A 21,440-nucleotide genomic window follows, 5' to 3' on the forward strand; every position below is an offset into this window, starting at 1 on the left:
CGTCCTTCTTACCTTAGCAATAGGACTTTTCTTTAGGTATACCCGACTTATTCCTGCCATCCTTGGGATAATAGGGTTTTCCGATGAACGTTCTTATTCAATAGGAAAAGTCGGCTATGCCTTCGCTTTTTCTACGGCTTGCATCAATGCACTGGGAGTATTTATCAGCTTCTGGGATTGGCAAGTAGCACTCTGGGTAGTAGTAGTTGCCGTAAATGTTTTGGCAGTGTTCTTTGCTGTTAGGCTTATGAAAACCCTGATTTCCTAATTTTTTGCAGGTCATATGCGTCCAGAAAGCTTCGATTTTCTTCAAAAATATCTGAACAACTCCTCTCCTACCGGCTTCGAGAAAGAAGGCCAGAAAATCTGGCTCGATTACCTCAAGCCCTACATCGACGACTACTTCGTGGATACTTACGGCACGGTGGTGGGCGTTATCAATCCCGAGGCCGAGTACAAAGTAGTGATTGAGGCTCACGCCGACGAAATCAGCTACTTTGTGAACTTCATTACGGAGTCCGGCTTTTTGTATCTGCGGCGAAATGGCGGATCTGACCCGCTGGTGGCCCCCAGCAAGCGGGTAAACATCCACACCAACAAGGGCATTGTGAAGGCGGTGTTCGGCTGGCCGGCCATTCACGTGCGCAAAACGGAGCAGGATAAAGCCCCTACCATCGAAACCGTATTCCTGGACTGCGGCGCTTCCAGCAAGGAGGAAGTAGAGCAGATGGGCATTCATGTGGGCTCCGTCGTCACGTTCGAGGACGAATTCATGGTGCTCAACGACAAATTCTACGTGGGCCGGGCGCTGGACAACCGCGTAGGCGGCTTCATGATTGCCGAAGTAGCCCGCATGCTCAAGGAAAACGGCAAAAAACTGCCCTTCGGCCTCTACATCGTGAATGCGGTGCAGGAGGAAATTGGCCTGCGTGGGGCCGAGATGATTGCCCACCGCATCAACCCCGACGTGGCTATTATAACCGACGTGACCCACGATACCCAGTCGCCGATGTACGAGAAGAAGACCTCCGGCGACATTTTCTGCGGCAAAGGCCCGGTAATTACCTATGGCCCCGCCGTCCAGAACAACCTGCGGGACCTCATCATTGAAACTGCCCAAAAGGCTGAAATTCCTTTCCAGCGCGCCGCCGCTACCCGCGCCACTGGCACCGATACCGACGCTTTTGCTTACTCCGGCGCCGGCGTGGCCTCGGCCCTCATTTCGCTACCCCTCAAGTACATGCACACCACCGTCGAGACCGTACACAAGGACGACGTGGAGAGCGTAACCCAGCTTATTTACGAGACGCTCCTGCGCATTGAGGACAAGCACGATTTCCGCTACTTCAGCTAAACCACGGATTCAGTAGATTTCACGGATTTCGTAGACGTTTTCACGCCAATCCTTTTAAACGAAGAGCCTCGCCCGGTGCGGGGCTTTTCGTTTGGCAACTATTTTTTCTATGGAGACGAACAGAGCCGAGCCGGCTAAAAAATCCGATCAATCCGGGCGAATTCGTGGTTCCGTCGTTGACCAGATGAACCGGCGCGTGGAGTTGCCTTTTCCTCCGCAGCGGATAGTATCCTTGGTCCCATCTCAGACCGAGCTATTGTTTGACCTGGGCCTGGGCAACCGGATAGTTGGCGTGACGAAGTTTTGCCTCCACCCCGCCGAGGCCCGCAAGCAGGCCAAAGTCATTGGCGGCACCAAGAACTTCCACTTTGAAGCCATTGCTGTCCTTAAGCCCGATTTGATTATTGGCAACAAGGAAGAGAACTACCAGACCGGTATCGAAGAGCTGGCTGCGCAATACCCCGTGTGGATGAGCGACATCAACTCCCTGCCTGATGCGTTGGACATGATTCGGCGCATTGGCCAACTGGTGGAGCGCGAGGAGGCCGCGGCTACACTGGCCGCCAGTATTCAGACCTCTTTCGACGCCCTGCCACTGCCGAAGGAGCCACTATCAGCCGCGTATTTCATCTGGCGCAAGCCCTACATGGTGGCCGCCGCCGGTACGTTCATTGATGACATGCTGACGCGGGCGGGCTACCAGAACGTGTTCGGTGGCCTCACCCGCTACCCCGAAATTACGCCGGAACGGCTGCAGGCCGCCGCACCCCGTCAGATTCTGCTGTCCTCTGAGCCCTACCCTTTCGGTGAAAAGCATGTGGCCGAGTTTCAAGCCATCTGCCCCGAGGCTGAAATCCGCATTGTAGACGGGGAACTGTTCAGCTGGTATGGCAGTCGGCTGCAGCATTCAGCCGGCTATTTCCGCCAGTTGCGGGCCAGATAAGGGTGTTTGTAATCTACTATTTCTCAGCTACGCTCGGAATTAGACGCTCTCGGAAGACACCTACCTTTACCTAAAATATCGGAGTCGGTGCAGAGTCCGTGGCGAAGCCGGTTTTTTCGAGTTCGCGCCAGAACTGCGGGTAAGACTTGCGCACCACCTGTGGCGCTTCGATGGTGAGCGGGCCGCGCAGGGCCAGAGGGGCAAATGCCATAGCCATGCGGTGGTCGTGGTAGGTGGCTACAGTTTGCCCAGCCACGCGGAAGTTTTCCGCCGATACCCAGAACACGCCTTCGCCCGCATCAGTTAGTGCCCCGCCAAATTTGGCCAACTCGTTTTGCAGGGCCGCAATCCGGTCGGTTTCCTTGATGCGCAGGCTTTCCAAACCTGTCATTTCAGCGGGCACACCGAGCGCGGCAGCTACTACGGCCACGGTCTGGGCCAGGTCGGGGCAGTCGGTAAAGTCCTGAGTGAGGCTAGCAGCCGGAGCAATCTGGGTGAGCCGGACGGTTTCATCAGCCAGAAACTCCGTCTGCACACCCAGCTTTTCCATAATGCCCACAATAGCTTGGTCACCCTGCCAGGAATAGCGGCGCAACGTGGGCAGCGTGAGGTGAGAGCCGGCCGGTGCCAGGGCCACCATAGCATACCAGTAGCTGGCCGCCGACCAGTCGCCCTCCACGGTGTAGTCGGTGGGCTGATAGGGCTCCGGTCGTACCTCCAGCACCTCGCCCAAGTCGCGGCATTGGGCTCCGAAATGCCGCATCAGCGCCAGCGTCATGCGGATATAGGGTCGGGAGCCCACTTTGCCCGTGAGCCAGATGCGCAGGCCGTGCGGCAGCGTGGGCCCCACCATCAGCAATGCCGAAATATATTGGCTGCTAATGTCGCCGCGTACCGTCAGCTCCGTAAAGTCCGCTTCCTCAGTGGCAGGTTGAGGCGTGCGGCCCTGCAGACGTAGCGGCGGATAGCCTTCCTCCCCCAGATACTCTATGCGGGCGCCCAGCTGCCGGAGAGCATCCACCAGCACCGCAATAGGCCGCTCGTGCATGCGGGCCGTGCCGCGCAGTTCGGTCTGCCGGCCCGTCATGGCCAGGTAGGCCGTCAGAAAGCGCATGACCGTGCCCGCATCCTCGGCGTCAAACGTAGCGGCGCCCTTTTCCTGCAGCAGGCGCTGCATCAGTTGGGTGTCGTTGGCATCAGACAGGTTAGCAAGCTGGCCGCCCTCGGCCAGGGCCTGAATAATGAGGGCGCGGTTGCTTTCACTTTTAGAAGCGGGCACCTGCGCCGTACCACGCAGCGGCCCCCCAGGCCAGATCAGAGAAACAGAAGCAGGTAAAGCAGTCATGCGAAGGAAAACGCGCCGCCCGGAGCCAGCGCAGGTAAATGGCAAAGACGAAAGTCGAAAAAGGGTTAGAGCCGGTGGTAGTAGCGGAGCGAATCGGCAATGTCGGTTAGCGTCACAGGCTGGTCGAACACGCCGTGGCCCAGACCTTCAAGCAGGGTGCAGTTGATAGTGGAGCCGGTATTTTTCTTGTCCTGAAGCGCAAATTCAGCAATGGCCTCGGTTTCCAGGGTAATGAACTGCACCTTCTCGAATACCGAAAACAAAAAGGTTTCCACCTGATCCAGCTCCTCAGCTGAAAGCAGGCCCCGGTGGTAGCTCAGCCAGGTTTCGCAGATCATACCGGCTGCTACGGCCTCGCCGTGCAGGATTTCGCGGCCCGGCTGCGTGAGCAGGTAGCTTTCCAGAGCGTGGCCCACGGTGTGCCCAAAGTTGAGCAGCTTGCGCAGGCCGCTTTCCAGCGGATCCTGGGCTACAATGCGCTGCTTTAGTGCCACCGATTCGCGGATAATCGGCGTCCAGTCTTCCGTGAAGATGCCCAGGCGGCGGTTGCGGGCAAACGCGTCAGCATCGGCAATAAGCCAGTGTTTTACTACCTCGGCGTAGCCGGCCTTGAGCTGGCGCGGCTCCAGGGTTTGCAGAAAGCGCGGCTCGATGCATACGGCCGCCGGCTCCTGAAACACGCCAATCTGATTTTTGAACCCCTGAAAATCGACGCCGGTTTTGCCACCCACGCTGGCATCTACCTGGGCCAGCAGCGTGGTAGGCACCTGCACAAACCGGATACCGCGCTTGTACAAGGCCGCGCAAAAGCCGCCCAGGTCCGTCACTACCCCCCCGCCCAGGTTTACCAGCACGGCGTGCCGGTCAGTGTGCGCCTCGGTCAGCTGGCTCCATACGGCCTCGCAGGAAGTCAGGGTTTTGTACTCCTCACCGGCCGCCATTTCAATGACGTGGTGATTTTCGGGCAGGTAAGGCCGCAGTACGTCGTAGCACCAGCGCCGCGTGTTGGCATCCACCAGCACAAACACACGGCTCACAGCAGGCCGCGCCAACAGCGTCTGCAGGGCAGGCAAAGCTTCGGGACCAATGAAAATGGTTTCTTCGTTCATCAGAATATTCACCCCGTAGCGGGTGCGCGGTAAAGGTACATGCTCCCGCTTCACGCCCAAGTAGCTGGGCAGGGCTTGCTACAATGGCTAACGCATACAGGTCTGCAAAAAATGCTGCTCCAAGAAGCCTGAACCTCTTGCATCCAGGCTTTTTCTATTGTTGAACCGATACACGTGCCCAAAAGACACTATCCTCCCTCAAAAAGCAGATAGACGCCGCCTCGAACCATTTCTGCAATGAATGGGATTATGGAGCCAACTATCCTACTAAGTTCGAAAGCGGTTTACCGGTTATCTTTGCTGCACCTTTGCATGGTCCACCCGACTTCGCTTAAAACGCCCGCCTGCATGCCTTCCACCCAAGCTCTCCCCATTTCGTTCGACGATACGGCCGTGGCCTTCGCCTCCAAATCGGATGGCGACCTGCGCAAAATGTACGCGCTGTTTGCGGCTATGAACAATAATGTGCTGGTGAAAACGGGCGGCGGCCTGATGAAGACGGCGCTGAAATGGAGCTTGCCGGGCTCCAAATTCCTGATCAAGCACTCCATCTTCGAGCAGTTCTGCGGGGGCGAAACCATTCGGGAGTGTCTGCCCGTCATTCAGGAACTGGGCCGCTATCACATCGGCACCATCCTCGATTACTCGGTAGAAGGGGAAGGCGACGAAAAAAGCTTTGACCGCACCCGCGACGAAATCCTGGCTACTATTGAGCTGGCGCACCGCTCCTCGCACATTCCCTTTTCGGTATTCAAAGTCACGGGCGTAGCCGACAGCAGCATTCTGGAAAAGGTGCAGGCCGGTCAGGCGCTATCGGCCGATGAGCAGGCCCGCTACAGCCGCGCTCAGGCCCGCGTAGACGCTATCTGCGCCCAGGCCCACCGCTACGGGGTGCGGGTATTCGTGGATGCGGAGGAAAGCTGGTTTCAGGAAACCATCGACCAGCTTACCTACGGCATGATGGTCCGCTACAATAAAGAGTCGGCCATTGTCTGGAATACCTATCAGCTTTACCGCCACGACCGCCTTGACGCCATCAAGCAAGCCTATGCTACGGCTCTGCGGGAAGGCTACTTTCTGGGAGGCAAGCTGGTGCGTGGGGCTTACATGGAAAAGGAAGCGCGCGTAGCTTCCCAGCGCGGCTATACTAACCCCATCAACCCCACCAAAAACGCCACCGACGACCTGTATGACGAGGCCCTGCGCTACTGTGTGGAGCATGCCGACCGCATCAGCATCTGCGCCGGCACCCACAACGAAGCCAGCTCGCTGCTGCTCACCCAGCTTATGCAGCAACACAACCTGCAGCCCGATGACCAGCGGGTGTGGTTTGCGCAGCTTTATGGCATGAGTGACAACCTTACTTATAATCTGGCCAACGCCGGCTACAACACGGCCAAGTATGTGCCTTACGGCCCGGTAGAAGCCGTGATGCCCTACCTCCTGCGCCGCGCCGATGAGAATACGGCCATTTCCGGCCAGAGCAGCCGTGAGTTTCTGCTGATTCAGAAAGAGATGGCGCGCCGAAAGCGGCCACAGGCGTAGCGTGCTGACGCTGCATGCATTCTAGCACTGAATTTGCCACTGCGGCAGCTCATAGCTGCTACAGTGGCTTTTTTTTGTACTTTCCGCATCCCATTCCCCTTACGTTGTCTCTTTTCCCCCTTTTTGTATGAACGGCCGAGTACGCAGCCACTTAATCAAGTTTGCCCGCACCCAGGTAGGAACCACTAGCTATTTGAACTTGGTGCAGGAGGCTGAGTTAGGATTCAACTTGGAAATTTCCCACGAAAAGTCGCGCCTGAACGAGATTCTGGCCGAAATTTCCGAAAGCGAATTTGTAGCCGGCCGCCCTTTGCTTAGCTGCTTGGTAAAGGTAAAAGGATCGAAAGGCCAGGGCGACCAGTTCTTCAAGCTCTGTGAGCGGCTGGGCCTGGGCGAATGGCGCACCCTGAAACAGGATGAAGCCTTCCTTACGAACCTGCGCCGACAATGCCGTGAATTCTGGCAGGATGAGGCTAATTATCAGCAATTCGCCTGAAAAACGCCTACCCTACCCAACATAATCATTCTAATAGAATTTAGGCATTTCTCTACTTCGTTTGTAACCTCCCGTTGAGGTAGGCCGTTAAGCTATTCGAATCCCACGTTGAGATTCGCCGGTGTTTAGGCACTGGTTCTCATCCCATTCAAGTACTCTTAACTCCCACTTCCCATGAATACCAACGAATCGAACAACCCCCAAAATACTGGTACTGGTTCAGGCTCTAACTACGGTACCGGCTCGGCTGGTACAGGCTATGGCTCCGGTGATCATACTACTTCGAGCGGCAACATAGGTAACTCCAGCACGGGCTCAGGTGCCGCTGGCGATGATTACAGCGCAACGGCCAAAGGTGCTGCAGTTGCTGGCACCGCCGGTGCAGTGGTAGGCCGTGGTGTTGATGCCGTACAAAATGCTACCGATGAAGCAGCTCACGCTGTAACCGGTCAGCCTTATCAGAACACTTCGGGTCCTCGTGTGCTGACATCTACTTTCCGTGACCGTGAAAGCGCTGAGCGGGCTTATACCTCTCTCTCCTCGCGTGGTTATTCCAAAGATGATGTGAACTTGCTCATGTCGGATGATACCCGCAAAACGCACTTTGGTGACCACACGCCTGACACTGACCTCGGTGACAAAGCTATGGAAGGTGCTGGCGTAGGCTCGGCCATTGGTGGTACTGCTGGTGCTGTCATCGGTGCTATTGCTGCCATTGGTACGTCGGTTGCTCTGCCAGGCCTGGGTCTGATTATTGCCGGTCCTATTGCTGCTGCGCTGGCTGGTGCCGGTGCCGGTGGTCTGACGGGTGGCCTGGTAGGCGCTCTGGTGGGCTCGGGTATTCCTGAGGACCGTGCCGCTGAATATGAAAGCGACATCAAGAATGGCGGTATCGTAATGGGTGTGAAACCCCGCAACGAGGAAGATGCTCGCTACTTCGAAAGTGAATTCCGTCGTCACAACGGTGACCGTATCTATAGCTAAGCTATAGATTAATATTTCTTTGAACCGCCCCTCTCCTATCCGGAGAGGGGCGGTTCTTTTTGTCACCCAACTGGTCGGGTACCTGCAACCTCATTTTGATTGGTGTGGCCTATTACCCAGTAGCCGGGCACTTAAAGAAGTTGAAACCACGTTCTACTGCTACCCAGCCCAGGCATAAGTAACCTTCCGCTTGGGCTGCCTTTTGCGTACGCTTTTGCGTATATTTGTTTAGGACTCTTTACCCCTCGGATTCATGTCTTCATTCCGATTAAAAATAGGTTTGTACGCCTTTTTGGTGTCAGCCGTCTTTGTGCTGGCCTCCTACAAATTGTACAATAGAAGGACAAACACTCCAGTTCCGCAAAAGGACGAGTTGCTGATCAAGGCTATGCTGCAGGGTCTCACGCAGGCTCACTATCAGCCCGAGAAAATAGATGACAACTTTTCCAAGCGGGTATTTGACTTGGCGCTGAAGCGGGTAGACTACAATAAAATGTTTCTGCTGCAAACCGATGTGGCCCGCCTGCGCAAGTTTCAGACGTCTATCGACGATCAGGTGCGGGCCGGCACCCACGAGTTTCTGGATGTAACCAGCCAACTCATTGAGCAGCGCACCAGGGAGGCGCAGACGCTTTACCGCGACATTCTATCGAAGCCCTTCGACTTTACGGTGGAAGAATCGGTGGAAACAGACTCCGATAAGCTCACTTTCGCCGCCGATAAAGCAGCGCAGCGTGAACAGTGGCGCAAGTACCTCAAGTACGAAACAATGCTGCGCATGTCGGAGATGATGGATGCGCAAAATAAAAAGGACTCTAAAGCTACTGCCACGGAGCCCGTGCGTACGCCAGCCGAAATGGAGGCTGAAGCGCGCAAGCGGGTACTGAAAAACTACGACGATAAGTTCAGCGACATTCTGCAGACGGATGCCAACGACCGGTTTGCGCTGTATGCCAATGCCATTGCCAACACCTACGACCCGCATACGGAGTATTTCGCTCCGCGTGATAAGGCCGATTTTGACCTGAGCATGACGGGCCGCTTCGAAGGCATCGGGGCTACCTTGAAAGAACAGGAAGGCCAGATCAGAGTTGATGACATCCTGCCGGGCTCGGCGTCTTACCGCCAGGGCGAGCTGAAGAAGGGCGACGTGATTATGCGCGTTGCCCAAGGCGCCGCCGAGCCGGTTTCGGTGGAAGGCTGGCGCCTAGACAAAGCTATTTCCTTGATTCGGGGTAAAAAAGGCTCTGAAGTGCGCCTGACGGTGAAAAAGCCGGATGCCAGCATCAAGGTTATTCCGATTATCCGTGACGTGGTAATTCTGGAAGAAACCTATGCTCAGTCAGCTGTTATCAACGAGAATGGTAAGAAAATCGGCTACCTGCGCCTGCCTATTTTCTATGCCGATTTCAACGACGATGGTGGCCGCAGCAGTGCCGCCGATGTGCGTAAGGAGCTGGAAAAGCTGAAGAAGGAAAATGTGGAAGGTGTGATTTTTGACCTACGCTATAACGGTGGGGGTTCCCTGCCGGATGCCGTGGATATGACCGGCCTGTTCATCGACAGCGGCCCGGTGGTGCAGGTGAAAGGCAGCCAGGGCTCAGCCACGGTGCTCAACGACCGTGACCCGCGCGTGCAGTACAGCGGCCCGCTGGTGGTGCTGGTGAACAAGCACAGCGCCTCGGCCTCGGAAATCCTGGCCGCCGCCATTCAGGACTACAAGCGTGGTGTGATTATGGGCTCGGCCAGCACCTACGGCAAAGGCACCGTACAGCGAATAGTGGATCTAGATGACGTGCTAAGCGAGTTTGGTAGCCTCAAGCCTTTTGGCTCCCTGAAGCTCACGATGCAGAAGTTCTACCGCATCAACGGCGGCTCCACGCAGTTTAAAGGCGTAGTGCCCGACATTATTCTGCCCGACGCGCTGAGCTACCTCGACCAGGGCGAGAAAGAGCAGGAGTACGCGCTGAAGTGGGACGAAATCGGCCCTGCCCGCTACAAAACCTGGGCGGCGCCCTCGGTACCGCTCGATAAGCTGAAATCCCAGAGCCAGGCCCGTATTGCGGCCAGCCCATCATACAAGCTGGTTTCCGAGATGGTGCAGCGTATGCGCAAGCGGAAAGATGATACTAACCTGTCGCTGAAGCTCTCCACGTTCCGCCTGGAGCAGGAAAAAGCCAAGGCTGAATCGGACCGTTACGAGGCCATGAAAAAAGCCGCGCCGGTGTTGGCCATTGCCCCGCTGGCTACCGACGTACAGGCCCTGGGCTCCGACTCTGTGAAGGTAAACCGCGCTGCCCGCTTCACGAAAGTATTGAAAACGGATATTGACCTGCGAGAGGCGGTAGCCGTGATGAAAGACCAGTTGTAAGCGTCTTTTGACTTACAAGTTAAGCCCTCGGCCTGTTCAGGCTGAGGGCTTTTTTGTTGGAATAGGCTTCTGCTTTTTCTTTAGCAAATCGCCTAAAATAAATACTAGCTGTATCAGCTTCGCTTACATAAGTAAACCATTGATAAACAGATCTATAATTTTAGTATTTATTGCGAATATTTTTAGCAAACAGGCAACTGTTTTTTATCTTGCGCTGTTTACTTAGCATGACAGAGAACATGGAAAACAACATCATTCCGCTGGTTCTGACGGATGAGCAGAAACAAGCCGAGGAAACCTGGCGCAAATCCATTCCGGCCCAGGTTTTCCTTAATTACTTCTTCGCAATCAACTACCACATCCAGGAGGGCGACGACGCGCTGGGTGGGTTGCAGCACCTCCCCTTCTTCCGGGCCCACCAGGCCGAGCTGACGGAGCCTGATCTGCAGGCGGTAACCCGCTTGCTGCACGCTTCGTGGAGCACGGAATACGCTCTGCGTGCCACGGCTGAGTTGGGCGACGAGGACTACCTGCGCAATGCCCTACACTGGACGTTTCCGCAGGCTTACCACGCCATCATGGCTGGTTTGCAGGCCTTCCTGTACACGGCTGGAGTGCGCAGCAACAACCCTTCGCTGATCCGGCGCGAAGTGGGCCGCCTGGTGGTGCGTAATGCCTACCCGCGCCCTATTTCGTTCTACTCGGCCGGCGCATATGGTGACTTTAGCATCCATCGGCTACCGCTGGCGGGCTATAAGCCAGGCCTGCACATTGCCGGCAAGGAAATCGAAGCCCAGGCTCAGATTGGCCAGTTCCTGCGCACCACGCGCAAGCTGAAAGCCCAGCAAACACGCCAGCAGGTACAGGCCAACGCCAACACTGCCATCCGCAGCCAGAAAACCGGCAAGCCCCTGGATAAGTGGACGGCCACACACTGGCAGCAGATTACCTGGCGCCTGGGTTACACCACCATCTTCGATCTGCTGGGCCGCCTGCGCATTTCGCAAACCAGCCGCGAGATTGAGCGTTACGTGGAAGCCGAGATTGACTTCAAGCTTTTCCACCAGTCTCTGCTCAACATTGTGAGCTACCTCAACGGGCTGCACGAAAGCTACGTGGCCAAGGCTTTGGGCCTGGAACGGTATGAGCAGCTGGTGGCCGAATTACCCAAGCACCTGCAGCATACGTTCGTGGAAAACCGCCTGCGCAACCAGGTGCGGCCGCTGCTTACCGATACATTGCCCGAAACGCAAATGGGTATTGCAGCTTAACGACTGCTATGGTTCCCTTACTTTATATAGACCAAAACGCTGCTCCGCTGGGGCAGCGTTTTTTGCTTGTGCGCTATCTACCAACCCCACTTGGAGCTACTGTTTGGGGTGCTTGCTGAAATACGTGTTGCGCGTGGCCTTCAGTGTGTACCTTTGCAGGCTTATTCAACGACCTACCTTCTCATGCACCACCTCAGCGAACAGGAAATTATTCGCCGCAACAAGCTCGACGAGTTGCAGAAGCTCGGCATCGAGCCCTACCCGTCGGAGCTGTTCGACGTGAACTTCTACGCCCAGGAAATCCTCGACAACTACCATCCCGAGCTCAACAACTTCCAGGAGGCAAGCCTGGCCGGCCGCATCATGTCGGTGCGGGTGATGGGCAAGGCTTCGTTTGCGGAACTGATGGACGCCTCGGGCCGCATTCAGCTTTACATCAACCGCGACGAAATCTGCCCCGGCGAAGACAAGACGCTCTACAACGTTGTCTTCAAGAAGCTCGTGGACTTGGGTGACTTCGTGGGGGTGAAAGGCCACGTGTTCAAGACGCAGGTAGGCGAAACGTCTATTCACGTCACTGGGTTCAAGCTATTGAGCAAGAGCCTGCGGCCGCTGCCTGTGGTGAAAACGCGGCGGGACGAAGAAACGGGCGAAGAAGTAGTATACGACGGCCTAACTGACCCGGAAATGCGCTACCGCCAGCGCTACGTGGACCTGGTGGTGAATCCGCATGTGCGCGACGCCTTCGTGAAGCGCACCCAGCTGGTGCAGGCTATGCGCAACTACCTCAACGACAAGGGCTACCTGGAGGTGGAAACGCCCATTCTGCAGCCATTGTACGGTGGCGCCGCCGCTCGTCCGTTCAAAACCCACCACAACACGCTGGACATGACGCTGTATCTGCGCATTGCCAACGAGCTGTACCTGAAGCGCCTGATTGTGGGCGGCTTTGATGGGGTGTACGAGTTCAGCAAGGACTTCCGCAACGAGGGCATGAGCCGGTTTCACAACCCCGAGTTCACCCAGATGGAGCTGTACGTGGCCTATAAGGATTACTACTGGATGATGGATCTGGTGGAGGAAATGGTGGAGCGCGTTGCCCTGGCCCTGCACGGCAAAACCGAGGTACAGGTCGGCCAGAACCTCATCAACTTCCAGCGCCCCTGGAAGCGCTACACGATGGCTGAATCCATTCAGCACTTCACGGGTGTGGATATTTCGGAGCTGGATGAGGCCGGCCTGCGCGCTGCCGCCCAGCAGCTGCACGTGCCGCTGGACCCCAGCATGGGCAAGGCCAAGATTATCGACGAAATCTTTGGGGAGCATGTGGAGCCCAAGCTGATTCAGCCCACCTTCATCACCGACTACCCGGTGGAAATGTCGCCGCTGGCCAAGAAGCACCGCTCAAAGCCGGGCCTAGTGGAGCGGTTCGAGGCTATCTGCAACGGCAAGGAAATCTGCAACGCCTTCTCCGAGCTGAACGACCCCATCGACCAGCGCCAGCGCTTTGAGGACCAGCTGGAGCTGGGCAAGCGCGGCGACACCGAGGCCATGGTGCTCGACGAGGACTTCCTGCGGGCTTTGGAATACGGCATGCCGCCCACGGCCGGCCTGGGCATCGGCATCGACCGGCTGAGCATGATCATGACTAACTCCAACTCTATCCAGGACGTGCTGTTTTTCCCGCAGATGAAACCGGAATATACCAAGTCGGAAAACGCGCCGAAGCCGGAAGAGTCTGCTTAAACTCTTGGGTATAAACATCAAAAAGCCTCCTGCGTTAATCGCAGGAGGCTTTTTTTATCAAGCTACTTACCCTTCCAATTGCTTATCCAACCAAAGAAATGTGCGATGGACAAGTCTGATTTTGCTAGTGGGCTATTAAACCAATCCCGCTAGAAGCTCCTACTGTCGGCAATTTTGCTTTAGCCTTTCAGCAATTTTCTTTCAAGCTCTTGATGATGGTTTTTACGGTGCTATACGAGAGAAGTTGCCGGAAGCCCGAATTTTATTAAACTGATTCCGACCGGCCATCGGTGCCAGCCTCAGAGGTCGTGGCATCCGAAGTTGAAGAGCCCAGATCATCGAGCAGGGAGTCGGCGGCGGAACGGTCGGGGTTGGTATCGGCCGATACACCGCCGGTTTTCAGGTCGTTGAGGCGACTGAGGCCATCTTTGAGCAGCTTGTTCAGGTCGCCGGAAAAGCGGCTGGCCGAGTCGCGCAGGCCGGCGCGGGTGTCCTCGCCGGTTTCGGGTGCCAGCAGCAGGCCGGCTACAACGCCAGCCGTAGCACCGGCCAGCAGGGAGAGGATAATTTTACCGTTGTCGTTTTTCATGGTAGGGAAAGTAAAAGGTGAGTTGTCCGTGTGGAAGACAAATAACGCGGAACAGGCAAAAGAGTTGAAAAAAAGCCCTTCCTCGGAAAGAGAAAGGGCTTCTTCTATGGCTAAGCTGACTTTGCGGTGGCTTACAGCTCGTTCAGGAGCTTGGTGATTTCGCGCTTGCCTTTGCCCAGCTTTTGCTGCAGGCGGCCTACGAGGTCTTCTTCCTGGCCTTCAGCGTATTCCAGATCCTCGTCGGTGAGCTGCGCGTACTGCTGACGTAGCTTGCCTTTAGCTTCGTTCCAGTCGCCTTTCAGCTTCAGGCTGCTACCGGGGATGGTAACGCCCAGCTCTTCAAGCTTTTCAACGTAGCCTTTGAACTTGGTGTCCAGCTCTTCGCCGTACTTGGAAAGCTGCTCGCCCAGCTGGCCGCTGTACTTGGTAGCAGCGGAGCCCAGCTTTTCGCGGGTGGCTTTGCCGTTATCGGGGGCCATCAGCATACCAGCAATGATACCGGCGCCGGCACCAGCCAGGGCAGCGAGGAGAATTTTACCGGAGTTGTCTTCTTCGTGATACGACATGAGTAGGGAGAGAATGAATGTGAATGGTTGAGGTACTTGGAAAAGCAACGCCTTCCGCAGATCAACCGCGCCAGTACAAGGGAGCGAGGCCAATCCTGATGTTGTGCCTATACGCAGGCTCTGGCAAGGGGTTTTAAGAGAAGACAAAAAAATAGCTTCGGCCGAATACTTACCCGCGGATGACTCATCTGGATGGGCTTCCGTATGTTTGGCGTATCCTTCACCTTACCCCCTGGGTTATGAAATTTCTGCTTGCCTTCCCACTGTTGCTAACGGCTCTGGCCGGTGGCTGCCAGTCTGCCGAAAAGCCTGCCGCTGCTACCACAGCGTGCATCGACGCGTCGAAAATCAACAAAGATGGCATGTGCACCATGCAGTACGACCCGGTATGCGGCTGCGATGGCAAAACGTACGGCAATGCGTGCCAGGCTTCCAATGCCGGCGTAACGAGCTTTACCAAGGGCGAATGCCCGCCCGCTACCACCAACTAGCCATTTTTCTGCTGATGTCCGACAAGCGTTACGTTCTGAATCCCGCTCCGTTTGTGGTGCCCACTACCGATGGCAAGCTCATTGAGGAGCACGTAGGCCATGCCAGCACCGGTACCGGCCAGTACAGCCTGGCGCACATGGTAGCCCCGCCACACTGGAGTGAACCGCACCAGACGCCGGCTTTCGATGAAATAACCATTGTGGTGCGCGGCCGCAAGCGTTTCGAAATTGACGGAGAGATGGTAGAGCTGCAAGCCGGGCAGGCGCTGCTAATTAAGGCCGGAGCCCGGGTACGCTATTCCAACCCCTTCAATGCCGAGTGTGAATATTGGTCGGTGTGCGTACCGGCGTTCAGCCCGGCTACTGTAAACCGTGAAGAATAGGCTAGCCGGCCCCGGCACGTTACAAAGCCCGCCACTTCTTTTCATGGAGAAGTGACGGGCTTTGCTGTTTTCTGCTAGTCGCTATTTCAGGCCCAGCCAACGGCGCAGCTCGGGCGTACGGTGGGTGCTGGCAGTGAGGCTCACGGGCTGACCGCGCAGGTGCACCACCAGCGTATCGTTGAAATAGGGCTCCAGCCGCTCGATAGCGCTGAGCTGCACAATTTCGGTGCGGTTGAGGCGGAAGAAGCGGGCCGGGTCGAGTTGGGCTTCCAGCTGGCTCAGAGTTTCGTTGAGCACAAAGGCCCGGCCCTGCGCATCAACGGCGTGCGTGACACCGTTGCGCAGCTGAAAGTAAGACAGATCGGCCACATCGAGCAGATAGAGACCCTGGCGGGTTTTGCTCACCAGCCGCTGCTTGTAGGCTGGAGCGGGCGCCGTGCCACTTAGCGTTGCGGCCAGCTGCTGCAAGGCCGCTCCCTGAAACGACTGCCGCAGCCGCTCGAACTTCTGCATGGCGGCCGCAAACTGCGCGTACTGCACGGGCTTGAGCACGTAGGCAATGCCGTTCTGCTCGAAGGCCTGCACCAGAAACGAGTCGTAGGCCGTGACGAAGATGACAGGGCTATTGACGGCCACCTGTCCAAATAGCTGAAACACGTTGCCATCCAGCAGCTCGATATCCGACAGAATCAGGTCGGGGGCCGGGTGCTGACGTAAGAACGCGGCGGCTTCACTTACCTGCTGACACTCGCCCACAATGGTAGCCGTGGGGGCATACTGCAGGGCAAAGCGGCGGAGCTGATCGAGGGCCGGTTCCTCGTCTTCAATCAACAGCAAACGGAGCATAGCGGCGAGTAGTGAGTAGTGAGACGCTACGCGGATTTGGGCAGTGAAACTAGGCAGGACCTGCTAAATGAGCAGAAATTTGGGAAGCACGATGGTATCTTTTACTCCTCAACCTGCTCCTGAGCCCAAACTGGGGCGCGGCGCACCAGGGGCAGCGTCACGCTGAACTGCTCGGGCGTGTCGTCGATGCGTACGGGCATATCGTGGAGCAAAGCGAGGCGGGCGCGCAGGCCGGCCAGCCCGCTGCCCTCGCCGGGGGGCGGCACCGGGCGGGGCTGGCGGGCATGGCTAACCTGCAGGCTGGTGGCAGTGAGGGTGAGCCGTACGTGAAGCGGCTGGCGGCGGCTGCCCAGATTATGCTTGAGCGCATTGGTGAGCAGTTCCTGCCCTACCCCAGGCGGAATCAGCAGCTGTTGCAGCTCATCATCAGAGACCTGTACGTCTTGCTCGAACACGTAGGCGGCCCCGAAGCGCCGCTGCAACAGAAACTGGTAGTCGCGCAGGAAAGCCAGCTCCTCGGCTACCGGCACGGCATCGTGCTGGCGGGTGCGCACCAAGTAGCGGTAGAGGCTGGCCAGATGGGTCACATAGTCGTGTGCGATAGTGTTAGCTGGCTCGATAAGGGCGGCTAGGATGTTGAGGTTGTTGAACAGAAAGTGCGGGTCGACGTGCTGTTGCAGGGCCCGCAGGCGCGCCTGGGTGGCTTCCTTTTCCAGGCGCTCCACCTCTATCCGCACCTCGGCGGCGTGCTGCTGGTACAGAAACGGCAGGTACACGCTGCCCACCAGCAGGTACAGAAAAACATCCGATGAAAGGCCGCGCGCCACCGGGTACCAGCCGGCATAATTGTCGTGCCCGATGTGGGTAAGCTCCAGCACCGCCGTAAGCAGCTGGGTAAGTCCCACGAACAGCAGCGCCCCGCGCCAGAGTAATCCGAAGAAGTAGCGGGCCTGCCCCGAAGCCTGCCCGCGGCGCACCCCCCCGGCATGTAGTTTATCCAGCAGCCAGACAATCAGCAAAGCCTGCAGAAACGTCCAGAATGGCGCGTCCGGGAACAGGTAGAACTCCTCCACGGTCCCAGCCATGGTCAGGCGCGTGTACAGGGCCAGCAGCAAGGCCAGCGCGAACATGAACAGGTAAAACCAGGGCTTTTTGCGCATGAAAGCAGGGTTTGGATTGCAAGCTATGGAAGTAGTTGGTCATCCCGTGCGGCGCCCGGAATGACCAACTACTTTGCGCCGGGCATACTACATGGCTTAACGTTTGCGGCGCGCAGCTCAGAATTGCCCGGCCGGTTTCACCTCCTTGCCGGTTTCGTCGAGGAAGCGCAGTATGGGCTGGTTGTTTTTATCCACCCCAATGGTGAGGCGGGTACGGCCCTGGCTGTCTTTGAAATCGAGGGTGGACTGGTCGGTGTTGGCCACCATCATCATGCGGGTGGCCCCGCGCTGGTCGGCCATAATCACGGCCGAGGAGCGGCCGGCCGTGGTGCCCACGTACATGCGCGTCATCAACCCCAGTTTGCCTTCCTTCTGGGCTTGCTGCTTTTCCTCGGGCGTGGCGTTCTTATACTTTTCGTTCAGCACAGCCACTGACTCCTCGGGGGCGTCGTTGAAGGTGAGGCCCGCCTTGTAGCCGCCGCCCTGCTCCTGGTAGTTGAGGGCAATAACCTGATCTTGGCCGAACCGGTCGAGGGAAAAGTGCCCGCCCGCGGATGGCTTGCCATCCGGCCCCTTTTCGCCCCCGAAAATCAGGCCGCCGCACTCCTCGCCCTTGTCGTTGTAGAACAGCATACCGGGATGAGTCCGCTTGTAGTCGATGTGCTTGCCGTCGATGGTGACGCCCTGCGGAAACCGCTCCTTGTTGCTCATCACCATCTTCACGGTACCGTCGCGCTCTACCAGGTTCAGGCGCTCCACCGATATTTCGCCGAAGCGCACGGGCTTATCGGGCTTGCCGAAGGCGCAGAGCAGGGCCACAGCCGGAACCAGCATAGTGCTCAGGGCATAGGCTTTCAGGAATTTTACGTCGCGGGCAAGTTTCTGCGTATCCATGAGGAAGAAGGTTTAAGGTGAATGATGCCTCAAAACTGGTTTTTCGCGGCTCTGAAAGCAGGCTCTTTCGCGGGAGTGCCGGAAAAATCGTGCGAGTGCCGGAAACCGGGGCGGGAGTGCCTAATGCGCCGGTGCAGCTTCGGGCGGGTTTCTCTATCTTTCTCCACCACTTCCTCTTCCGCCGCATGGATCAGCGCATCATCAACCTCTTCAACGAATACACCCACGCTCCGCTTAGTCGCAAGGACTTTCTGGACCGCCTGGTGAAGCTAACCGGCGGCACGGCGCTGGCCGCGGCGGCCCTGGCAGCCCTGGAACCCGGTTACGCCCAGGCTGCTACTCCCGGCGGGACTGAAAAAAGCAAGCTGGTAGCCGAGGAAGTGACTTGGCCCGGCGAGGCCGGCGTGACGATGAAAGGGCTGCTGGTGCACCCCAAGGACAAGAAAAAGCGCGGGGCCGTGGTGGTCATTCACGAAAACCGGGGCCTCACGCCCCACATCAAAGACGTAACCCAACGCGTGGCCCAGGCGGGCTACGTGGCCCTGGGCGTGGATGCGCTGTCGGTGTTTGGGGGTACGCCCGCCAATGAAGATGAAGGCCGTACGCTCATCGGCAAGCTGGATAAGCCGCAGAACCTGAACAACTACCTCGGCGCCCTGCGCTATCTGCGCGCACGCCCGGAAAGCAACGGCCGCACCGGCTGCGTAGGCTTCTGCTGGGGCGGGGCAATGGCCAACCAACTGGCCCTCCACGACCCGCAGCTGAACGCCGCGGTAGCGTACTACGGCACCCAACCCGAGGCTACCGCCGACCTCACCCGCATCAAGGCCCACCTCATGCTGCACTACGCCGCCCTCGATGAGCGGGTAAACGCCGGCAAGGACGCCTACGAAGCAGCTCTGAAAGCCGCCGGCGTGCCGTTTGAGCAGTTCGTGTACGAGGGCGTCAACCACGCGTTCAACAACGACTCCTCCCCCGCCCGCTACAACGCCGAAGCCGCCAAGCTGGCTTGGGAACGGACGCTGCGGCTGTTTAAGGAACAGTTGAGGTAAATCCCAGTACTATGCAACCCCTAATCGGCATTGGTTTCTGGTGCAGCCTGCTGGAACCAGAGTCGCCTGACCCAGCTTGGTTTATTGATCCAGACTGGTCACAATCGGAACGGCAACAGGTAGTACACTATCTGCAACAGGGGCTGCCCCTTGCGTACTGGATGGGCTATAGCTGGTGCCGTTTCCGCTGTGGCATTTCTACCGCTGAAATAGGCGCAGCTGACCTTACGGATGGCACATACTGCTGGCCGGAAGGCTTGGTGCACTACGTAAGCTGTCATCAGGTTCGTTTACCGGATACCTTCACTCAGCACGTTCTTAGTCAGCTCTCCTTCCCAGCGGCAGCAGCAAAAGTATCCGACAACAACTCAATAGATATGACCTGGTGGCAGCAGCAAACAGGCTGGCACCCAACGGTCTTCTCTTTCCCAGCTGAAACAGATGAAGAAGCTGAGCAGACCATTCGGAGATTTGAACAAGGAAAATGTTTAGAGCCGTCTATGCTCACGCCCACAGCCTGTGAGGCCCGAACGCACTTAATAAAGCAGTGGCGGGCTAAAATCAGCTGATTGCCTGAATCGGCCCACGTACCACTCAACTGCTAGCCAACAACAATGCCCCACTGGTTGCTGTAATAGCACCCAGTGGGGCATTGCACCTGTTTTGCTTTTTGGACTACATCCGTCCTTCCGGCTTAACGGTGGGCAGGGGCTTGCGGGGCAGCTTGGCGTCGCGCATGGCAGCCTGGTACACGAAGGAGGCCACCACTACCGAAGCCTGCTTGAGGTCGTCGGCGGGGAGCCGCTCGTAGGTATCCATGTTGGTGTGGTGGGTGCGGGTACCGTAGTCCAGCGGGTCTTGGATGAACTGGAAGCCGGGCAGGCCCACGGCATCAAACGAGAGGTGGTCCGTGCCGCCGGTGTTGCGCAGCGTAACGGTGGTAGCGCCCATGTCGGCAAAAGGCTTGAGCCAGTCCTGGAAGATGGGCGCGGCGGCCTCGTTGCCCTGGGCGTAGATACCGCGGATTTTGCCAGCGCCGTTGTCGAGGTTGAAGTAGGCGGCCAGCTTCTCGTGCTCGGGCAGCAGCTGCATAGTAGCAGGGTCGGCAAAGTGGTTTTTCACGTACCCGCGGGAACCGTGCAGTCCTTGTTCCTCCTCGCCCCACAAAGCAATGCGGATAGTGCGGCGCGGCTGCACGCCGGTAGCCTTCAAAATACGCACGGCCTCCATCATTATGGCGCAGCCGGCGGCGTTGTCGGTGGCCCCGGTAGCAGCGTGCCAGGAATCGAGGTGGCCGCCCAGCATCACCACTTCGCTTTTCAGCTTTTTATCGGTGCCGGGAATTTCGGCTACTACGTTGTAGCCCTTCAGGTCCTGGGACTGGAAACGGGTACGGGTTTCCAGCTCCAGTTGCACCGGAATGCCGGCTTCGGCCAGCCGAATCAGGCGCAGTTGGTCTTCGGGAGCCATTTCCAGCTCGGGCAGCACGGGCTTGGCATCGGCGGCGTAGGGCGCACCGTTGCTGGTGAAGAACGTACCATCGGAGCCGCCGCGGGAGCTCAGCACGGCAGCCGCGCCTTCGCTCACCATCATATCGGCCAGTTTGGTGCGCACCGCCATCAGCGCTTTGCGGTCGGCCATTCGTTTTTCCGCATCGGCATCCGCGGGGCGCGGCGTAGCGGGGGCTTCGGGCTTGAAGTCGGCCATTTTCTTCAGCTCCTCGTCGGTATGGCGGCGGGCATCGGGCTCGAAGGAAGGCTTGGGCGCATTGGCAACGCCGAGCAGCACGATTTTGTCGCGCAGCTGGCCTTTATACTTATCAAGCTCGGCTTCAGTCGTAGCCTTCACCACCACTACCGACTTTTTCAGCAGGCCATTGGTGCCGGGCGTCCAGGCCTTGGGTGCGCCGATAAGGGTGTGGTAGTAGGGCGCCGTCATGGCCACGTACGACTTATCGATGTCCCAGCCGCGGCCAAACGTGCCCCAGGGCTCGATGTTGGCTTTGGTGAGGCCCCAATCGGTGAGCTGCTTTTTGGTCCACTCGTTAGCGCGGGCCAGGCCCTCGGAGCCGGCCAGGCGCGGGCCGCATACGTCGGTCAGGTAAAAGGCCGTTTCCATCACCTTAGAGCGGTTTAGGCCTTCGTCTTTGATTTTGGCGAGGGTAGCGGCGTCAGCCTTGGTGCCTTGCTGGGCCAGGGCCGGAGCCGCGAGAGCCAGGGAGCCGGCCAGTGTGAAGAGTCGGAGTAGAGTCATAGGAAAAAGAGAATGAGAGCTTGCTTCGTGGCGTTAAAGAAC

Annotated in this window: 20 protein-coding genes; 12 read left to right on the forward strand and 8 right to left on the reverse strand. The window is 57.6% G+C overall.

The annotated features are described in order from the left end of the window. Positions 1-283 precede the first annotated feature (283 nt). Both LRS06_RS04140 and LRS06_RS04145 read left to right on the forward strand, forming a co-directional pair. Positions 284-1,354, forward strand: coding sequence for a M42 family metallopeptidase (locus LRS06_RS04140; protein WP_257870318.1), 1,071 nt, complete (start codon positions 284-286; stop codon positions 1,352-1,354). Between the two features lie 109 nt (positions 1,355-1,463). Further along, positions 1,464-2,297: an ABC transporter substrate-binding protein gene (locus LRS06_RS04145; protein WP_257870319.1), complete on the forward strand. Its 834-nt coding sequence runs from the start codon at positions 1,464-1,466 to the stop codon at positions 2,295-2,297. A gap of 70 nt (positions 2,298-2,367) precedes the next feature. Here the strand turns inward: LRS06_RS04145 and aroA are convergent, their stop codons facing one another. Together aroA and aroB are read right to left on the reverse strand one after the other, a co-directional pair. Continuing rightward, positions 2,368-3,642 carry a 3-phosphoshikimate 1-carboxyvinyltransferase gene (aroA, locus tag LRS06_RS04150; RefSeq protein ID WP_257870320.1) on the reverse strand — a complete coding sequence of 425 codons (1,275 nt, stop codon included), beginning with the start codon at positions 3,640-3,642 and terminating at the stop codon, positions 2,368-2,370. Positions 3,643-3,707: 65 nt separating this feature from the next. Then, complete coding sequence (gene aroB / locus LRS06_RS04155) at positions 3,708-4,805, reverse strand: 3-dehydroquinate synthase (protein WP_257870321.1); 1,098 nt, start codon at positions 4,803-4,805, stop codon at positions 3,708-3,710. Between the two features lie 294 nt (positions 4,806-5,099). Between aroB and LRS06_RS04160 the strand changes: the two genes are divergently transcribed. The 6 genes from LRS06_RS04160 to lysS all read left to right on the forward strand — a co-directional run bounded on the left by LRS06_RS04160 (position 5,100) and on the right by lysS (position 13,164). Beyond that, entirely contained in the window at positions 5,100-6,296 is a 1,197-nt protein-coding gene (locus tag LRS06_RS04160; RefSeq protein ID WP_257870322.1) for a proline dehydrogenase family protein, read from the forward strand. Positions 6,297-6,423: 127 nt separating this feature from the next. Beyond that, positions 6,424-6,792 carry a hypothetical protein gene (locus LRS06_RS04165; RefSeq protein ID WP_257870323.1) on the forward strand — a complete coding sequence of 123 codons (369 nt, stop codon included), beginning with the start codon at positions 6,424-6,426 and terminating at the stop codon, positions 6,790-6,792. Positions 6,793-6,966: 174 nt separating this feature from the next. Continuing rightward, positions 6,967-7,776: a hypothetical protein gene (locus tag LRS06_RS25320; RefSeq protein ID WP_308239866.1), complete on the forward strand. Its 810-nt coding sequence runs from the start codon at positions 6,967-6,969 to the stop codon at positions 7,774-7,776. A gap of 388 nt (positions 7,777-8,164) precedes the next feature. Next, positions 8,165-10,147: a carboxy terminal-processing peptidase gene (locus tag LRS06_RS04175; RefSeq protein WP_257870324.1), complete on the forward strand. Its 1,983-nt coding sequence runs from the start codon at positions 8,165-8,167 to the stop codon at positions 10,145-10,147. Positions 10,148-10,374: 227 nt separating this feature from the next. After that, complete coding sequence (locus tag LRS06_RS04180) at positions 10,375-11,418, forward strand: hypothetical protein (protein WP_257870325.1); 1,044 nt, start codon at positions 10,375-10,377, stop codon at positions 11,416-11,418. A 183-nt stretch (positions 11,419-11,601) separates the two neighbouring features. After that, positions 11,602-13,164 (forward strand): lysine--tRNA ligase, encoded by a 1,563-nt coding sequence (lysS, locus tag LRS06_RS04185; protein WP_257870326.1) that lies wholly within the window; start codon positions 11,602-11,604, stop codon positions 13,162-13,164. Between the two features lie 265 nt (positions 13,165-13,429). Here the strand turns inward: lysS and LRS06_RS04190 are convergent, their stop codons facing one another. Then, a complete protein-coding gene (locus tag LRS06_RS04190) occupies positions 13,430-13,753 on the reverse strand; it encodes a YtxH domain-containing protein (RefSeq protein WP_257870327.1) in 324 nt (107 codons plus the stop codon). Between the two features lie 131 nt (positions 13,754-13,884). Then, complete coding sequence (locus LRS06_RS25325; RefSeq protein WP_196953268.1) at positions 13,885-14,319, reverse strand: YtxH domain-containing protein; 435 nt, start codon at positions 14,317-14,319, stop codon at positions 13,885-13,887. Between the two features lie 239 nt (positions 14,320-14,558). Here LRS06_RS25325 and LRS06_RS04200 point away from each other — a divergent pair, with 239 nt between their 5' ends. Next, positions 14,559-14,810, forward strand: coding sequence for a Kazal-type serine protease inhibitor family protein (locus LRS06_RS04200; RefSeq protein WP_257870328.1), 252 nt, complete (start codon positions 14,559-14,561; stop codon positions 14,808-14,810). Continuing rightward, entirely contained in the window at positions 14,786-15,193 is a 408-nt protein-coding gene (locus LRS06_RS04205) for a cupin domain-containing protein (RefSeq protein WP_257870329.1), read from the forward strand. Before LRS06_RS04200 ends, LRS06_RS04205 begins: the two co-directional genes overlap by 25 nt. Positions 15,194-15,274: 81 nt before the next feature. On the opposite strand, the gene LRS06_RS04210 is transcribed toward LRS06_RS04205, so the two are convergent. From LRS06_RS04210 to LRS06_RS04220, 3 genes are all read right to left on the reverse strand, one after another. Continuing rightward, on the reverse strand, positions 15,275-16,039 hold the full coding sequence (locus LRS06_RS04210) for a LytTR family DNA-binding domain-containing protein (protein ID WP_257870330.1): 765 nt from the start codon (positions 16,037-16,039) through the stop codon (positions 15,275-15,277). 101 nt (positions 16,040-16,140) lie between these two features. Further along, positions 16,141-17,199, reverse strand: coding sequence for a sensor histidine kinase (locus LRS06_RS04215; RefSeq protein ID WP_257870331.1), 1,059 nt, complete (start codon positions 17,197-17,199; stop codon positions 16,141-16,143). A 117-nt stretch (positions 17,200-17,316) separates the two neighbouring features. Further along, positions 17,317-18,093, reverse strand: coding sequence for a hypothetical protein (locus LRS06_RS04220; RefSeq protein WP_257870332.1), 777 nt, complete (start codon positions 18,091-18,093; stop codon positions 17,317-17,319). Positions 18,094-18,278: 185 nt separating this feature from the next. Between LRS06_RS04220 and LRS06_RS04225 the strand changes: the two genes are divergently transcribed. Continuing rightward, positions 18,279-19,145, forward strand: coding sequence for a dienelactone hydrolase family protein (locus LRS06_RS04225; RefSeq protein ID WP_257870333.1), 867 nt, complete (start codon positions 18,279-18,281; stop codon positions 19,143-19,145). Positions 19,146-19,156: 11 nt separating this feature from the next. Beyond that, positions 19,157-19,714 (forward strand): hypothetical protein, encoded by a 558-nt coding sequence (locus LRS06_RS04230; RefSeq protein ID WP_257870334.1) that lies wholly within the window; start codon positions 19,157-19,159, stop codon positions 19,712-19,714. Between the two features lie 106 nt (positions 19,715-19,820). Here the strand turns inward: LRS06_RS04230 and LRS06_RS04235 are convergent, their stop codons facing one another. Continuing rightward, on the reverse strand, positions 19,821-21,398 hold the full coding sequence (locus tag LRS06_RS04235; protein ID WP_257870335.1) for a M20/M25/M40 family metallo-hydrolase: 1,578 nt from the start codon (positions 21,396-21,398) through the stop codon (positions 19,821-19,823). Between the last annotated feature and the right edge of the window lie 42 nt (positions 21,399-21,440).

Source organism: Hymenobacter sp. J193 (assembly GCF_024700075.1).
Taxonomy (GTDB): domain Bacteria; phylum Bacteroidota; class Bacteroidia; order Cytophagales; family Hymenobacteraceae; genus Hymenobacter.

What these genes read in the sequence shown, in the direction of transcription:
- LRS06_RS04140 (WP_257870318.1), top strand. Translation starts at nt 284, where the DNA reads ATGCGTCCAGAAAGCTTCGATTTTCTTCAAAAATATCTGAACAACTCC.
- LRS06_RS04145 (WP_257870319.1), top strand. Translation starts at nt 1,464, where the DNA reads ATGGAGACGAACAGAGCCGAGCCGGCTAAAAAATCCGATCAATCCGGG.
- aroA (WP_257870320.1), bottom strand. Translation starts at nt 3,642, where the DNA reads ATGACTGCTTTACCTGCTTCTGTTTCTCTGATCTGGCCTGGGGGGCCG.
- LRS06_RS04160 (WP_257870322.1), top strand. Translation starts at nt 5,100, where the DNA reads ATGCCTTCCACCCAAGCTCTCCCCATTTCGTTCGACGATACGGCCGTG.
- LRS06_RS04165 (WP_257870323.1), top strand. Translation starts at nt 6,424, where the DNA reads ATGAACGGCCGAGTACGCAGCCACTTAATCAAGTTTGCCCGCACCCAG.
- LRS06_RS25320 (WP_308239866.1), top strand. Translation starts at nt 6,967, where the DNA reads ATGAATACCAACGAATCGAACAACCCCCAAAATACTGGTACTGGTTCA.
- LRS06_RS04175 (WP_257870324.1), top strand. Translation starts at nt 8,165, where the DNA reads ATGCTGCAGGGTCTCACGCAGGCTCACTATCAGCCCGAGAAAATAGAT.
- LRS06_RS04180 (WP_257870325.1), top strand. Translation starts at nt 10,375, where the DNA reads ATGACAGAGAACATGGAAAACAACATCATTCCGCTGGTTCTGACGGAT.
- lysS (WP_257870326.1), top strand. Translation starts at nt 11,602, where the DNA reads ATGCACCACCTCAGCGAACAGGAAATTATTCGCCGCAACAAGCTCGAC.
- LRS06_RS04190 (WP_257870327.1), bottom strand. Translation starts at nt 13,753, where the DNA reads ATGAAAAACGACAACGGTAAAATTATCCTCTCCCTGCTGGCCGGTGCT.
- LRS06_RS25325 (WP_196953268.1), bottom strand. Translation starts at nt 14,319, where the DNA reads ATGTCGTATCACGAAGAAGACAACTCCGGTAAAATTCTCCTCGCTGCC.
- LRS06_RS04200 (WP_257870328.1), top strand. Translation starts at nt 14,559, where the DNA reads ATGAAATTTCTGCTTGCCTTCCCACTGTTGCTAACGGCTCTGGCCGGT.
- LRS06_RS04205 (WP_257870329.1), top strand. Translation starts at nt 14,786, where the DNA reads ATGCCCGCCCGCTACCACCAACTAGCCATTTTTCTGCTGATGTCCGAC.
- LRS06_RS04210 (WP_257870330.1), bottom strand. Translation starts at nt 16,039, where the DNA reads ATGCTCCGTTTGCTGTTGATTGAAGACGAGGAACCGGCCCTCGATCAG.
- LRS06_RS04215 (WP_257870331.1), bottom strand. Translation starts at nt 17,199, where the DNA reads ATGCGCAAAAAGCCCTGGTTTTACCTGTTCATGTTCGCGCTGGCCTTG.
- LRS06_RS04220 (WP_257870332.1), bottom strand. Translation starts at nt 18,093, where the DNA reads ATGGATACGCAGAAACTTGCCCGCGACGTAAAATTCCTGAAAGCCTAT.
- LRS06_RS04225 (WP_257870333.1), top strand. Translation starts at nt 18,279, where the DNA reads ATGGATCAGCGCATCATCAACCTCTTCAACGAATACACCCACGCTCCG.
- LRS06_RS04230 (WP_257870334.1), top strand. Translation starts at nt 19,157, where the DNA reads ATGCAACCCCTAATCGGCATTGGTTTCTGGTGCAGCCTGCTGGAACCA.
- LRS06_RS04235 (WP_257870335.1), bottom strand. Translation starts at nt 21,398, where the DNA reads ATGACTCTACTCCGACTCTTCACACTGGCCGGCTCCCTGGCTCTCGCG.